11 protein-coding genes are annotated in these 13,602 nt (G+C 68.4%); 5 read left to right on the top strand and 6 right to left on the bottom strand.

Features of this window, described 5'->3' with window-relative positions; genetic code table 11:
• Position 1: 1 nt before the first annotated feature.
• From MLE42_RS06940 to MLE42_RS06915, 6 genes are all read right to left on the bottom strand, one after another.
• Positions 2-1,126: a hypothetical protein gene (locus tag MLE42_RS06940; RefSeq protein ID WP_243287156.1), complete on the bottom strand. Its 1,125-nt coding sequence runs from the start codon at positions 1,124-1,126 to the stop codon at positions 2-4.
• Between the two features lie 104 nt (positions 1,127-1,230).
• Positions 1,231-1,677, bottom strand: coding sequence for an RrF2 family transcriptional regulator (locus MLE42_RS06935; RefSeq protein ID WP_243287155.1), 447 nt, complete (start codon positions 1,675-1,677; stop codon positions 1,231-1,233).
• A 71-nt stretch (positions 1,678-1,748) separates the two neighbouring features.
• A complete protein-coding gene (locus MLE42_RS16065) occupies positions 1,749-2,516 on the bottom strand; it encodes a YwiC-like family protein (protein ID WP_275975765.1) in 768 nt (255 codons plus the stop codon).
• Positions 2,517-2,579: 63 nt separating this feature from the next.
• The gene (locus MLE42_RS06925; protein ID WP_243287154.1) at positions 2,580-4,718 is read right to left on the bottom strand and encodes an acetate--CoA ligase family protein; all 2,139 of its coding nucleotides are present in this window, start codon (positions 4,716-4,718) and stop codon (positions 2,580-2,582) included.
• Between the two features lies 1 nt (position 4,719).
• On the bottom strand, positions 4,720-5,319 hold the full coding sequence (locus MLE42_RS06920; protein WP_243287153.1) for an indolepyruvate oxidoreductase subunit beta: 600 nt from the start codon (positions 5,317-5,319) through the stop codon (positions 4,720-4,722).
• Positions 5,316-6,977, bottom strand: coding sequence for a thiamine pyrophosphate-dependent enzyme (locus MLE42_RS06915; protein WP_243287152.1), 1,662 nt, complete (start codon positions 6,975-6,977; stop codon positions 5,316-5,318). The genes MLE42_RS06920 and MLE42_RS06915 overlap by 4 nt, the downstream gene beginning before the upstream one ends.
• A gap of 530 nt (positions 6,978-7,507) precedes the next feature.
• Here MLE42_RS06915 and MLE42_RS06910 point away from each other — a divergent pair.
• The 5 genes from MLE42_RS06910 to MLE42_RS06890 all read left to right on the top strand — a co-directional run bounded on the left by MLE42_RS06910 (position 7,508) and on the right by MLE42_RS06890 (position 13,380).
• Positions 7,508-8,890, top strand: coding sequence for a hypothetical protein (locus MLE42_RS06910; protein WP_243287151.1), 1,383 nt, complete (start codon positions 7,508-7,510; stop codon positions 8,888-8,890).
• The gene (locus MLE42_RS06905; RefSeq protein WP_243287150.1) at positions 8,890-9,363 is read left to right on the top strand and encodes a hypothetical protein; all 474 of its coding nucleotides are present in this window, start codon (positions 8,890-8,892) and stop codon (positions 9,361-9,363) included. Before MLE42_RS06910 ends, MLE42_RS06905 begins: the two co-directional genes overlap by 1 nt.
• Before the next feature lie 29 nt (positions 9,364-9,392).
• On the top strand, positions 9,393-10,046 hold the full coding sequence (locus MLE42_RS06900; RefSeq protein ID WP_243287149.1) for a hypothetical protein: 654 nt from the start codon (positions 9,393-9,395) through the stop codon (positions 10,044-10,046).
• Between the two features lie 86 nt (positions 10,047-10,132).
• The gene (locus MLE42_RS06895; RefSeq protein WP_243287148.1) at positions 10,133-12,799 is read left to right on the top strand and encodes an OmcA/MtrC family decaheme c-type cytochrome; all 2,667 of its coding nucleotides are present in this window, start codon (positions 10,133-10,135) and stop codon (positions 12,797-12,799) included.
• 167 nt (positions 12,800-12,966) lie between these two features.
• Entirely contained in the window at positions 12,967-13,380 is a 414-nt protein-coding gene (locus MLE42_RS06890) for a ComEA family DNA-binding protein (RefSeq protein WP_243287147.1), read from the top strand.
• Positions 13,381-13,602 lie beyond the last annotated feature (222 nt).

Below are 13,602 nucleotides of genomic sequence, written 5' to 3'. Positions count from 1 at the left end.
ATCAAGCCTTCAGCGAGGTGGCGTCAGGAATGGGTTCGGCGTGGACCGGGATGGTGGCGAAGGGATCGAAGGCTCCGTGCAGGCGCTCGCCCTGGGCCTTGGCCACCAGGCGCCGCTTGCACCTGGGGCACAGGTCCAGGTGGTGGACCCCACCTTCGCCTTGGACGCTGTGTCGGGCGCCATCCAGCTCGAGCACCTTCCACAGCTCGCCGAGATCGCGGCGCTGGTTGGCCCGGATGAAGGGCGTGCCGCAGCCCTTGCAGGCCAGGCGACCCTCGGCCTCGCCTTCGGCCTTGTAGATCGTCACACCCAGCTGGGCGGGCCGCTGCACCACGTGGAAGAGCTTGCCGAAGGGCAGGCCCAGCAGCAGGAGGATGACCGTCAGCTCGTGGAGGAAGGCCAGGGTGGCGAAGTTGCGGCCCTGGAGCCACTTCTCCGAGGCGGTGAGCATCAGGCCCGTCATGCTCACGGCGATGAGGAGCACCAGGGGCAGCAGATCCAGGTCGAAGCGCTGGGTGGCGGTGTCCCCTTCGTCCTGCTTGCGGCGGATGAGGCTCAGCACGCAGCCGGCGATGACCATGACCGCCGCCAGATCCAGGATGTGGAAGCTGCAGAAGGCGATGAAGCTGTCGAGGGGGAAGGAGCCCGCGGGGAAGCCCAGCACCCAGGCCTGGTAGCGGGTGGCGTCCAGGCCCTCGCTGGTGAAGCGCACCCAGCCGAAGACCAGGGGGATGGTCACGGCGAAGCCCAGCAGGCAGCCCCAGGCCAGGAGGGCGTGGGCGCCCCAGCGCTTGATGGAGCGCTTCTCGATGAAGCGCTGGAGGAGGATCTGGTCCAGGGCCAGCAGGACCATCTTCGGCAGGGCCTTGAAGACCCGGGGCGAGAGCAGGGTCCGGAGCGTGTGCCGGAAGTACATCCGCGTGGCGGGCCGCTCGATCCAGGAGACGTAGCGGTAGGCCACGCCGAAGCAGGCGAAGAGGGTGGCCAGCAGGTAGCCCAGGAGGGCCGGATCCAGCCAGCGCCCGCCCCGGCTGCCCAGGGCCACGGCCACGCCGAGGGCCAGGGTGGCGAGGGCGGCTCCCAGCAGGGGACGGGGCTCAAGGTCGAGTTCGGCGAAGACACTCATGGCGGGGACTCCGAGGCGTCAGGCGGATCGCATGGAAAAGGACCGGAGAGTCCTAATTTAGGGCAAAACAATAGCGGTTCAAGGCTTGAGATCCGGGGCGGGGCTCAGGGTCTTTCGCAGGGAGGGCGGTCCTTCGCTTCCTTCTGGTGGCGGAGGTCCATGAGCTGCAGGTCGCGGATGGTGGCCTCGGTCATGGAGGCGGCCACCTGGGCCTTCACGGCCCCCCAGGCCTCGTGCAGAGGGCAGGGGTGGTCGCCGCCGCAGGTGGGGAAGCCCATGATGCAGCCGTCCATGGAGTTCGGGCCCTCCAGGGCCACGACCACCTCGCCCACGGTGATGCGATGGGAAGGCCGCAGCAGGCGGAAGCCGCCCTTGGGACCCCGCACGGATTCGAGGATCTCCGCCTGCACCAGGCCCTGGAGGATCTTCGCCAGGTAGGGGCCGGGGAGCTCGAGGCGCGCCGACAGGTCCTTGGCCAGGCAGAAGCTCCCGTCTTCGGGGAGTGCGGCGAGGGCCCGGAGGGCGTAGCCCGTGGCGGTCGAGAAAATCATTCCGGAATATTACTTCCGATTTGATGGGTGTGGCAGGGGATTCGGGAGTCCGGCCCTAGTTGTGACCGAGATCAGAGCAGGGCCCGCCAGAGGAGCAGCAGGCCCAGCACGCTCAAGCCGCCCTCCCGCCACCCCAGGGTGCGGGCCGGGGTGGGCCGATAGGGGACCAAGGCGCGCAGGTAGAGCAGGCCCGCCCAGCCGGTCCAGACCAGCCCGGCGACGCCACGGGGGGCCAGCAGGAGGGCGGAGACCCCGATCAGCAGCAGGTGGAGGACATGGACGGGGACCCGGCGCCGGTCCAACTCCCCCTGGGCCAGGTGGTGGGCATGGCCCAGAAGCCGCCGCACGTGGGCCAGGTTGGCGCCGCCCACCAGCGTGACCAGCAGCCAGGCCCGGCCGGCCTCGGGGAGGGAACTCCCGCCGGCCGTGAGGATGGCGGCAGCCAGACCCGCGAAGGCGCCCTGGGCCGCCAGCTCCACGGCCAGGGAACGGACGGCCCGCTGGAGGTCGGCTCGGAGGGCGAGGAAGACCAAGGGGGCCGCGAGGGCGAGGGGGATCAGGATTCGTGGGCCCGAAAGCCAGAGCGCGAGCCCTCCGAAGGCCGCTGCGAAGCCTCCAAACATCAGAAGGGCGCGGATTTGAAGGATATCCCGCTGGCCGTTGAGCACCCGCCGGAGGGGCGGCCGGGCCAGGAAGAAGGCCAGGGCTGCCAAGCCCAGGCAGAGCCCGGCCAGGCTGGGCCGGACCAGAAGTCCCAGCACCAGTGGGAACCCGAGCATGAACCAGCTCCCGTGCTCGGCGGGTAGGAGGGTGCGCAAGGGGGGGAGGATTCGGGACATTTCGGCCCTTTCAGGTCCGAAATAGAGTCTGACCCCAGATGCCCCTTCTGGCCATGCCGAAGGTCACAGCTCTGACGCGATCAGCCGCAGTCCCTCCAGGGCCTCCTCCATGGTGAGGAAGACGGGCAGGCCGGCCTCGCGCAGGCCCTGGCGGTAGGCGTCGTAGATGGCGCCGCCCTCCACCGCCACGCCCACCCACTTGCCGCTTTCGCGGGCCAGGTCGGCCAGGGCCTTCGCGAAGGGGCCGAAGTCCGCCGGATCGGCGGTGCCCAGGCGGCGGGTGAGGGGCACCAGGCCCACCACCACGGCATCGGCCTCGGAGGCCAGGAGCAGGCGCGCGCCGGCCAGGTAGGCGGCCTCGTCGGCCATGGGCGTGAGGTCCAGGGGCAGGCGGGCGCTCACGAGGCCCGTGAGGCCGTGGGCCTCGATGGCGGCCGTGAGGGCCGCTGTCTCGGCCTCGGTGAGCTTCGCCCCCCGAAAGGGGCCAGTCAGCAGGTCGGCGGAGGCCACGGACTCGAAGCCCGCATTGGTCACGATGGCCACGCGGCGGGGCGTCCCCTCGGCGTAGGCGGCCAGCCAGGAGAGGGCGGCGTCGAAGGCCTCGATGCGCTCGGCCAGCATGGCGCCCGCCTGGCGCAGCACGCTGGCCTGCAGGGCGTGGTCGCCCGCCAGGGCTCCGGTGTGGCTGCTGGCGGCGGCCATGCCCTCCTGGCTGCGCCCGCCCTTGTAGAGCAGGACGCGGCGGCCCGCGGCGCGAAGCTGCTTGGCGGCTTCGGCCGTGGCCTGGAGGTCACCGGGGGCGAAGCCCTCCAGGTAGGCGCCCACCACCTTCACCGCCGGGTCCGAGCCGAAGCCCGCCAGGAAGTCGGAGCAGCGCAGGTCCATCTGGTTGCCGATGGCCACGGCGGCGCGGAGGCCCAGCTCGGGGCGGCGGCTCAGGCGGGTGATGAGGAAGGCGCCGCTCTGGCTCACCAGGGCCGCGTGGCCGGAGTGGGGCCGCAGGGGCAGCTTCTCGTCGGGGATGAACAGGGTGTTCAGGTCCAGGTCCGGACTGTAGAGCCCGAGGCCGTTGGGCCCCACCAGGGCGGGGGTCCACTTCCCGGCGCGGCGGTGCTCGTCGAGACAGGCCACCAGCCGCTTGCCGAGGCCCTCGCAGTCGGCGCCGTCGCCCAGGCCGCCGGCCACCACGTAGACGACGGTGGCGCCGCCTCCCTGCCGGCAGAGCTGCTCCACCACCTCCAGGGTCAGGGGCGCGGGCAGGGAGAGGATGAGCTGGTCCGTGGGGGCCGCAGCCAGGTCGGCGACCGAGCCGAGGCAGGGCAGGCCCAGGAATTCAGTGGCGCCGGGCTTGATGAGGCGGATGGCTCCGGCCGGGAGGCTCGAGCGCTGGACGTTCTCCAGGATGATCCGGCCCACGGTGCCCTCCCGGCTGGACACGCCGGCGATGACCAGGTCCCGGGGCGCCACCAGGGCCCGGTACCAGGCCGGATCCGGCGTGGCGGGCGGTTCGGCCGGGCCCGCCTCGAGGGTGCCCACGCCGTCCAGGGCCGTGGGCAGGCCTTCACTGTCCAGCACCACGGGGTTGAGCTCCAGCAGGGTGACGCCTTCGCGGGCCAGGCCCTCGGCCGCTTTCCACAGCCCCTGGAGGAAGGCCAGGAGCTTCGCTTCGTCCGTGAGGGCCTCGGCGCCCCGCTGGCGGCCCAGCCAGGTGCGGCCCAGCCAGTGCTCGCGCAGGTCCGCCAGAGCCTGCTCCGGCGTGCAGAGGCCCAGGGGCCAGATCATGGGCGGGGCCAGGGCGGCCCAGGCGTCGGCCTGGAGGCCGCCGATGCCGCAAACCACCAGCCAGCCCGCCTCGGGATCCCGCTTCAGGGAGACCAGGGCCTCCGTGGGCAGGCCGGCCAGACGCTTGAAGGCGACCTTCTCGCACACCAGCCCGCCGATCCAGGGATGGCCGGAGACGCGCTGTTTCATGGCGGCCGCTTCGGCCTTCAGGTCCTCCAGCTCGAAGGGCCCGAAGTGGACGGCGCCCTGGTCGGACTTGTGCCAGAGCTGGTCCGCGATGCCCTTGAGGACGATGGGCTCGCCGGGGGCGAAGGGCAGGGGCCCGGCCTCCAGGAAGCCGTGGCGGGGGACCCGCAGGCCCGCGGCGGCGAGCAGGCCATAGGCCCGCCCCTCGTGGAGGAATCCCGTGGTCGTGTGCATGTCAGGCTCCCACTGGGTCGTGGATCAGGCCGCGGCCGGCCTCGAAGGCCTCGAGGTTCTTCTCGGTGACGCGCGCGCCCTTGGCTTCGAAGCGCTGGGCGATGACCTCGCGCCAGACGCCGTCCTCGATGGGCAGGAACCGGGAGGCCATGCCCAGCAGGGCCATGCCGGCGGCCTGGCGGTGGTTGAGGCGCCGGGCCAGGTCCTCGGTGTCCACGAGGTGGGCGCCGCGCACGGCCTTGAGGGCCGCATAGACATCGTCCAGGGGCGGGTAGCCCGCCATGTCCATCTGAGGCTCCTCGGAGACGGCCAGGTGCCCGTCCATGCGCAGCATCGACACGTAGCGCAGGGCCTCCAGGGGCTCGAGGGCGATGAGCAGGTCGGCGCCGCCCTCATCGAGGATGGGCGAGGTGAGGGGTACCTTCGAGTAGCAGACCTGGGCGTGGACGCTGCCGCCCCGCTGGCTCATGCCGTGGATCTCGGACTGCAGGGCGTGGAGGCCGCTGCGGCGCAGGGCCTCCAGCAGGATCTGCGCGAGGGAGAGCACGCCCTGGCCGCCGACGCCGGACAGGACGATGCCGTGGATGCGGGACTCGCTCATGGACGGACCTCCGTGCCGCAGCAGGCCATCTCCTGCCGGGCCTTCTCCTCCCGGTCGTGCTCCTTCAGCACGCCCCGGCGGATGGACTGGATGCACTCGCGACGGAACACCACCACCGAAGGGCCGGGGTGTCGCAGGGCCGCCTCCATGGCGGCCACGTTGGCCTCATGCTGCTTCGGGACGGGCAGCAGCACCTGGAGCTGGTCCTCCGCGATGCCCATGCCGCGCACCATGCGCTCCACCTGGTCGAGGGCCTGACTGGGCTGCTGGCCCGTCATGCCCACCACGCGGTTGTCGAGGATGACCACCGTGACGTTCACGCCGGCGTCCGCCGCGGTGAGCAGGGCGGGCAGGCCGCTGTGGCCGAAGGTGGAATCGCCGATGACCGCCACCGCGGGAGTCTGCCCCGCCAGGGCGGCGCCCACGGCCATGCTGATGCTGGCGCCCATCTCCACCACCGCGTGGATGGCGGCCATGGGCTCTTGGGCGGCCAGGGTGTAGCAGCCGATGTCCCCGAACACGCGGGCATCCCCGGCGCCCACGTTGGCCAGGGCCTGCTGCACGGCCCCGTAGGCGTCCACGTGGCCGCACCCGTCGCAGAAGCGGGGGGCGCGCACGGGCAGCTCCAGGCTGATGGCCGCCTTCCCCGTGGGGGGCTCCAGGCCCAGGGCCTTCTTCAAGAGACGGGGGGACAGCTCCCCGGTCCGGGGCAGGGTCCCGTCCAGACGGCCGCGGACGGCGGCCGTGCCGCGGAGGCCCAGGCGGTCCTCCAGCACCGGGTAGTCCTCCTCGAAGACCAGCACCTCATCCACCTGGCCGAGGAAGGCCTGCTCCAAGGCGGGGTCCACGGGATAGGCGGCGATCTCCAGGCGGGGCAGGGCGGAGAGCCCGGGGTTCTCGTGCAGCAGCTGGCCGAAGTAGGCCCGCCCCATGCCGGCCAGGGCCACGCCACGGCGGACGGTGCCGGGGACCAGACGGTTGAGGGGGGTGGTCTCGGCCATGAGGCGGGGCTGCTTGTCGAGCAGGTCCACATAGCGGCGGCGGGCATTGGAGGGGATGAGCACCCAGTCCTGGATGGTGGCTTCGGGCGCCAGGCCGAGGCTGGTGGGAGTTTGCGTGGCCCGGCGGGTCAGGGCGGCCCGGCAGTGGGCCAGACGCGTGACGATGCGGAGCATCACGGGCACCTGGAGGGCCTCGGACAGCTCGAAGGCCCGGAAGGTGAAGTCATAACATTCCTGGACCGTGGAAGGTTCCAGGCAGGGCAGCCAGGCGAACTCCGCGAGGCGGCGGCTGTCCTGCTCGTTCTGGCTGCTGTGCATGCCCGGGTCGTCCGCCACCAGGAGGACCAGGCCGCCCCGGACGCCCGTCAGAGCCGAGTTGGCGAAAGCGTCCATGGCCACGTTCAGACCCACGTGCTTCATGGTCACCAGGGCGCGGTGCCCGGTGTAGCTCAGGCCCAGGGCCAGGTCGTAGGCCACCTTCTCATTGGCCGCCCACTGGGCCACCCGGCCGTCCCGGGCGCCATGGATGAGCAGCTCGACGGCTTCGAACCCCTCTGTGGATGGCGTGCCCGGGTAACCGAACGCGCCCTTGATGCCGGCATCGAAGGCGGCGCATCCCACCGCCTCCACCCCCAGCGCGAGGGTGCTCTGGATCATGAAAACCTCCAACCTTTTCCAAGCCGGAAGTATGCAGAATCGCGCCAGTGCCCAGGGTCACAGGGAGCGTGGTCCGACCAGAACCGCAGACCGGGTTCCCGGGAACAAATGCCCGGCCCTCGTTTTCCGCGAACCAGGGGTTCCCATGCCAGAAATCAGGCCTCGAAGGCGGGAACCTTCCTCCAGTGGCAAAGGTCACAACTTTGTCTGCTGAGGGTAAATCTGTTGAAACCGAAATCCTTTCAAAGTCTCCTTTTTGGAGATCATTTATGACGTAAATAATTAATTTTAGATTGCTTATTGAGATGCGAAAATTGCCAATAAATGTCATAATTAACCATACATTCATAAATGAATCGAGCATTTTCACCCTTGAGGTAGCCAGAGTGGGGACTATAGTTTTGTTTCTGACGCCAGGATCAGCTTTCACCTGCGTCCCAGCTCGCGCTGGCAGGCTTTTCCCAAGATTCCGCTCCTGTTTCTTCTGCCATTCCACCCCGGTCCATTCACGCCACCGCATGAGGCGAATCATGAAGCCACGAACCCAAGTGGTCCTGCTTGCCACACTGATGTCTGCCACGGCCTGGGGCCAGGAGGTGAGCCTCTACGGCACCACCATGGCCCAGATGTGGAAGCAGGAGACGCCGGGCTTTGACAAGGCCACCTTCACCCCGGCCACCCAGTACCTGGGCATCGATGCCACCAAGCTGGGCACCGACAACCTCTCCCTGCACCTCTTCGGCTGGGGCCGGACGGATCTCAGCGACGCGAGCAACTTCGATGGTTCGAAGTCCGGCGGCTATCTGAACTACGGCTACCTCCAGTACCGCTTCGACCAGGCCAACGCCGAGGTCAAGGCCGGGCGCTTCACCGCCAACCAGGCCACCGGCTTCGAGCAGGTGGACGGCGTCAGCGTCCGGACTGATCTGCGGGGCGGCTTCTCTGTGTCGGCCTTCGGAGGGAAGCCTGTCTACTACAAGACGGTGGATCCCCGGAACCAGTCGGACTACGAATTCCAGGGCGATTTCATCTTCGGGACCCGGTTCGCCTGGCGCATGCCGAAGGTCGGCGAGATCGGCGTGTCCTACCTGCAGGATGGGACGAAGGCGGCCAAGGATCTCGACATCCCGTCCCCCATCGATTACACGCGGAAGCAGCTGGGCGTGGATGTCCGGATCACCCCGGCCTCCGTCTTCGACCTCCGCGGCCGGACCATCTTCGACGTGGCCAGCCATCCGGATCAGCTTCCGGGCACCCGCGAACGGTCCCGCATCGCCGAGCACGACTACACCGCCACCGTGAAGCTCGGCGGGCAGGTCACCGTGACCGGGAACTACGCGGAGCGGAACTTCTTCGCCTACTTCGCCGGGACCAACCTCCCCTCCCTCTTCCGCCAGGACGACAACGACATGTTCCGCGGCTTCGGGGGCAGCATCACCTGGAACGCCCCCACGGGCGTCCAGCTGGTGGCCGACTACCGCCACATGCACCGCGAGACCTTCGGCGACGTGAACCGCGCCGGCGGTGAGATCCGGTGGTCCACCAGCGAGCGGACCTTCCTCGGCGGCATCGGCGCCCACTGGGTGAACGCCGCCAACACCAAGTTCGTGGATCCCGCCACCCCCTACCGGAGCCTCAGCCACAAGGAGGCCCGCATCTGGGGCATGGTCAACCGGGGCAAGCTCTCCGCCAGCCTGGACGGCATTCTCCAGCGCTACGAGAACGACAACCCCTACCTCGTCGGAATCCGGAACCTCTATGAAGTGGTGGGCTCGCTCGGGTACCAGGCCACCTCGAACGTGAAGGTGTCCGGCGACGTCAGCTACGGAAGCACCGCCGTCGCCAAGCACGAGACCCGCGGTCTGCTGCGGGCCGAGTACCGGTTCGGCTTTGCCAAGAAGGGAGGCCGCTAATGGCCCGGAAGACCGTATTCCAGATCATCGGCATCGCCCTGGGGCTCGGCGTCCTGATGGCGTGCAGCCTCATCTCGCCTGAGGCGAGCTTCGCGGCGACCCACCCCCAGGAACTGGGCGCGGGCCGTCCCATCTGCTCCGAATGCCACAGCAACGACCTGGCCAAGGGCGCGCAAAAGCCCTTCGCCGCCTTCGACCACACGCCCACCTTCGTGAAGGACCACCGCTTCCAGGCGAACCAGGATTCCAACACCTGCGCCGCCTGCCATGCCCAGTCCTTCTGCGCGGACTGCCACGGCGGCAAGGTCCCCATGAAGCCCGCCACCCGCTTCAGCGACCGGCCCGACCGGGAATCGCCGCACCGGGGCGACTTCATGACCCAGCACCGCATCGAAGGGAAGATGGATCCGTCCAGCTGCTACGCCTGCCACGGCCGAGCCAACAACGACAAGTGCGCAGCCTGCCACCGGTAGAGATCCGCATCGCGTCCAAGGGGAACACCATGAGCCGAATGAAACTGATGGTCGGAAGCTGCTTCGCGATGGCCCTCGCGCTCCTCGCCTGGGGATGCGCCGGGACCGCCGGGAAGGCCGCTCCGTTCAACGCCACCACGGGGCAGCACCCCGCCAACTGGCTGCAGATCCACTGGTCCGAGTACGTCAAGGCGCCTGACCAGTGCCGGAGCTGCCACGGCTCCACCTCGGATCCGGCCCAGGCTGGCGGCATCTCCAAGGTGAGCTGCTTCAGCTGCCACACCAGCGGCGTGAACCACCCCGCCGGCTGGGCTGACGCCAGTCAGCACGGCCGCCTCGGAGCCCAGGCCGTTCCGGCCGTGACCCAGGTGATCGGCGGGACCGTGGTCAACGGCTCCGGCTTCGCCTACTGCACCAAGTGCCACGGCCCCAACTACACCGACGGCCTCGCCATCTCCTGCAAGTCCTGCCACACCAAGGCGCCGCATCCCGACGCCCCCTGGCGCGGCCCCACGTTCACGTCGCCCAGCCACGTGAACACCGACGATCGGAATGCCCCGGCGTGTGCCCAGTGCCATGCCAATGGCGCCAACTCCTCGCTGAAGCCCGTGACCCCGGCCCCTGCCGGCACCGCGCCCGGCTGCTTCAACAACACCCTGTGCCACGGCACGAGCTTTCAGTAAGGAGGTGCCTATCCAGCCAAGCCGACAGACACCTTCATCCACCGTCCACCCAACCGCAGTTTGACTCCCCATAAGGAGAATGCAGCATGCAACACCGACCTTTGAAACAGCTCTGCGGCCTCATCGCCACCGCAGCCGTCGCCCTGGTGCTGATCGGCTGTAACGGCAAGACGGGCCCCGCCGGTGCGAACGGCACCAACGGCACCAACGGCACCAATGGCACCAACGGTACCAATGGCACCAACGCCGTCATTACCGTGAACGCCGCCCAGCTCACCCCCGATCAGTGGGGTCAGCTGTCCCTCAACGGCACCGTCACCAGCGTGACCATGGGCACCACGCCCGTCGTGAACTTCACGGTCACCGACAGCAAGGGCACCCCCGTCAGTGGTCTCGGTTTCACCACCAAGACCTCCACGGCCCTGGTCCCCAGCTATGCCAACTTCGCCTTCAGCATCGCGAAGCTTGTGCCCGGCACCGACGGCAGCCCCAGCAAGTGGGTGAACTACATCGTCACCACGATGCCCACCACGACGACCGCCGCGGCTCCTTCCAAGCCCAGCACCGACAACACGGGCACCCTGGTCGACAACGGCGACGGTTCCTACAAGTACACCTTCTACCGCGACATCACCGCGGCCCAGGCGTTCCTGAACAACTACACCTACGACGCCACGAAGAACCAGGTCCGTGATGATCTCGGCGACGTGACCTACCAGCCGAATCTGGTCCATCGCGTCAGCATCCAGATCGGCGGCAACGCCCGCGGCACCAGCACCAACACGCCCGATGGCTCCAACACCGGCATCACCGGCGTGCCCATCCTGAATCCGGCGAACATCACCTACGATTTCGTGCCCGCCACCGGCGCCGCTCCCGCGGCCACGGACGTGCAGCGCAACATCGTGGACATGTCCTCCTGCAACTCTTGCCACACCCGCCTCGAAGTCCACGGCGGCAACCGTGTCGATCCCCGCTACTGCGTGGTCTGCCACACCGACCAGCGCAAGTACGGCAACCCCGAGGCCACCACGACGGCCACGGGCTACACCGGCAACACCTACAAGATCAACGGCCTGGGCGTGGCGGACTTCCCCGCCTTCATCCACCGCCTCCACGCGGGTGAGTTCCTCCAGAAGACCGGCTACCTCTACGCCGGGATCCCCTTCAACGAGACCACCTACCCGCAGGACCTCCGGAACTGCAGCAAGTGCCACACCGCTTCCATCGCTGCCACCCCCCAGGGTGACGCCTGGAAGACCAATCCCAGCCGCATGGCCTGTGGCGCCTGCCACGACGGCATCGACTGGGTGGCCGGCACCAACCACGCCGGTGGCCCTCAGACCAGCGACCTGAAGTGCACGAGCTGCCACGGCGCCGACGTGATGCAGGTCATCCACACCCCGATGGTCGTGCCCAACCCGGGCTATGTCGCCGGCAGCCACACCAACGGTTCCTACATCGCCGACTACAAGAACATCCTGCCTGATGGTGCCCACAAGATCACCTACGATCTGAAGAGCGTCACCCTGACCGCCACCGGACAGCCGGTCCTCACCTTCCGCTTCATGAAGGACGGCACCGCGGTGGCCTTCAACCCCGCGCCTGCTGCGGCCGACGCCACCGCCGAGCTGATGACTGGCTACATCGGCAGCCCGAACGCCTATGTGGCCTTTGGCGTGGCCCAGGACGGCATCAACACTCCGGCCGACTGGAACGCGACGCTCAGCGCCACCATCCGGAACGTCTGGAACAAGACCGCCACGGCCGCGACCATGGTCGGCCCCGACTCGAACGGCTACTACACCCTGACCTTCGCGGCGTCGGTTCCTGCGACCGCCACCCAGATCACCGCCGGCATCGGCTACAACTACAGCTACGGCAACCCGCCGCTCACCCAGATCGACCTGCCCGCCTTCCCGTACTCCGGAGGCACCACCGGCACCGGCGGTCTGAGTGTGCCCGCGCCCAACGTGGCCAAGCTCGTCAGCGGCACTCTGCCTGCCGGCTTCACCGCCCAGAGCGCCCGCCGCGCCATCGTCAGCAACCAGAAGTGCAACGACTGCCACGCCGTCCTGGGCGTGTTCACCGACAAGACCTACCACGCCGGTGAGCGCAACGACGCCCCCACTTGCACCTTCTGCCACAACGTCAACCGCGTGAACAGCGGCTGGGGCGTGAACATCAAGGATGCGATCCACTCCATCCACGCCGCCGACAAGCGGGTGAACAAGTTCTCGTGGGAAGTCTCCGCGGGCGACACGTACTGGAACGTCACCTACCCGGCCATCCTGAACAACTGCGAAGCCTGCCACGTGCCCGGCTCGTACGACTTCAGCAACAGCACCAACGCGGCCGCCATTCCCAACCTGCTGTGGACCACCGTCGCCACCGGCACGACTCCGACCCCCGTCAACGCCATCGTGACGGGCAACGAGACCGTTCCCGGCGTCTACTGGTCGCCCTTCGCGGCCGCCTACGGCTCCGGTTATGTCTTCGGCAGCGGCTTCTCCTACGCCGCCAGCACCCAGGCGATCACCAACGCGGCACCCACCACGCTGGTGAACAGCCCGATCACCTCGGCCTGCTCCAACTGCCACGACACGCCGGCTGCCATCGCCCACTTCAAGGGCAACGGCGGTGCGTTCTATGAGGCTCGCGCCACCGCGCTCCTCAAGGTCGAGCAGTGCATGGTCTGCCACGGCTCCGGCCGCACGGCTGACATCAAGGCCGTCCACATGAACTTCAAGTAATGTCCCTGCCGGGGCGCGGTTCCGCGCCCCGGCGACCAGCACCTGCGAAGAACGAGGACCCGGATGCCTTCCAGCTCCGGGTCCTCGTTCTGATCAATCCGGCCGATCCGGCCGATGGACTATACTGCCGCGCAGGCCGGATCCCGGCCCCGGCCCATGAGGTTCCCATGAAGACTCCCCTCCTGAAGATGGCCCTGGCCACCCTAGCCACTCTGGTCCTGCTGGCTCCCGCCACCCCCCTGCGGGCCCAGGAGACCGAGCCGCCGCGAAAGGCTGAATCCAAGAGCGCCAAGGCCGCCAGGGAAGCCAAAGCCAAGACCAATGCGGCCAAGGTCAAGGCCCGGACCAAGGCCAAGGCCGAAGCGGAGGCGAAGGCCATCGACATCAACAGCGCCACCAAGGACCAGCTGAAGGCCCTTCCGGGCATCACGGACGCCTATGCCGACAAGATCATCGCGGGCCGTCCCTACCTCTCCAAGGCCTTCCTGGTGACGAAGAACGTCCTGCCGAACGACCTCTTCCAGACCCTCCGGAAGCGCATCGTGGCCCGGCAGCCCGGGGTGAAACCCCAGACGCGTTAGGCTCAGGCACCACCCCCAGCCAGGCCCCCGGGATCGTCCCGGGGGCTTTTTCATGCGGGGACTTTCCGAAGTCGGTCCATTGTCACGGATCGTGTGACAGAGGTCACAAGGTCGGTTGACTTCATAAATTACCGGTGGATCCTCATTGACGAAATCCTGATGGAGTTGCTGCTCAGGAGGTGTGTGCTCCCCATGCCACAGACCACCGGCCATGCACTGACC

This window comes from Geothrix terrae (assembly GCF_022808775.1).
GTDB lineage: Bacteria > Acidobacteriota > Holophagae > Holophagales > Holophagaceae > Geothrix > Geothrix terrae.
Note: the sequence above shows the minus strand (reverse complement) of the source record. Positions and strands in the feature narration are given on the sequence as shown.

Excerpts from the sequence above, each read along its gene's own strand:
- MLE42_RS06940 (WP_243287156.1), bottom strand. The coding sequence starts at position 1,126 with ATGAGTGTCTTCGCCGAACTCGACCTTGAGCCCCGTCCCCTGCTGGGA.
- MLE42_RS06935 (WP_243287155.1), bottom strand. The coding sequence starts at position 1,677 with ATGATTTTCTCGACCGCCACGGGCTACGCCCTCCGGGCCCTCGCCGCA.
- MLE42_RS16065 (WP_275975765.1), bottom strand. The coding sequence starts at position 2,516 with ATGTCCCGAATCCTCCCCCCCTTGCGCACCCTCCTACCCGCCGAGCAC.
- MLE42_RS06925 (WP_243287154.1), bottom strand. The coding sequence starts at position 4,718 with ATGCACACGACCACGGGATTCCTCCACGAGGGGCGGGCCTATGGCCTG.
- MLE42_RS06920 (WP_243287153.1), bottom strand. The coding sequence starts at position 5,319 with ATGAGCGAGTCCCGCATCCACGGCATCGTCCTGTCCGGCGTCGGCGGC.
- MLE42_RS06915 (WP_243287152.1), bottom strand. The coding sequence starts at position 6,977 with ATGATCCAGAGCACCCTCGCGCTGGGGGTGGAGGCGGTGGGATGCGCC.
- MLE42_RS06910 (WP_243287151.1), top strand. The coding sequence starts at position 7,508 with ATGAAGCCACGAACCCAAGTGGTCCTGCTTGCCACACTGATGTCTGCC.
- MLE42_RS06905 (WP_243287150.1), top strand. The coding sequence starts at position 8,890 with ATGGCCCGGAAGACCGTATTCCAGATCATCGGCATCGCCCTGGGGCTC.
- MLE42_RS06900 (WP_243287149.1), top strand. The coding sequence starts at position 9,393 with ATGAGCCGAATGAAACTGATGGTCGGAAGCTGCTTCGCGATGGCCCTC.
- MLE42_RS06895 (WP_243287148.1), top strand. The coding sequence starts at position 10,133 with ATGCAACACCGACCTTTGAAACAGCTCTGCGGCCTCATCGCCACCGCA.
- MLE42_RS06890 (WP_243287147.1), top strand. The coding sequence starts at position 12,967 with ATGAAGACTCCCCTCCTGAAGATGGCCCTGGCCACCCTAGCCACTCTG.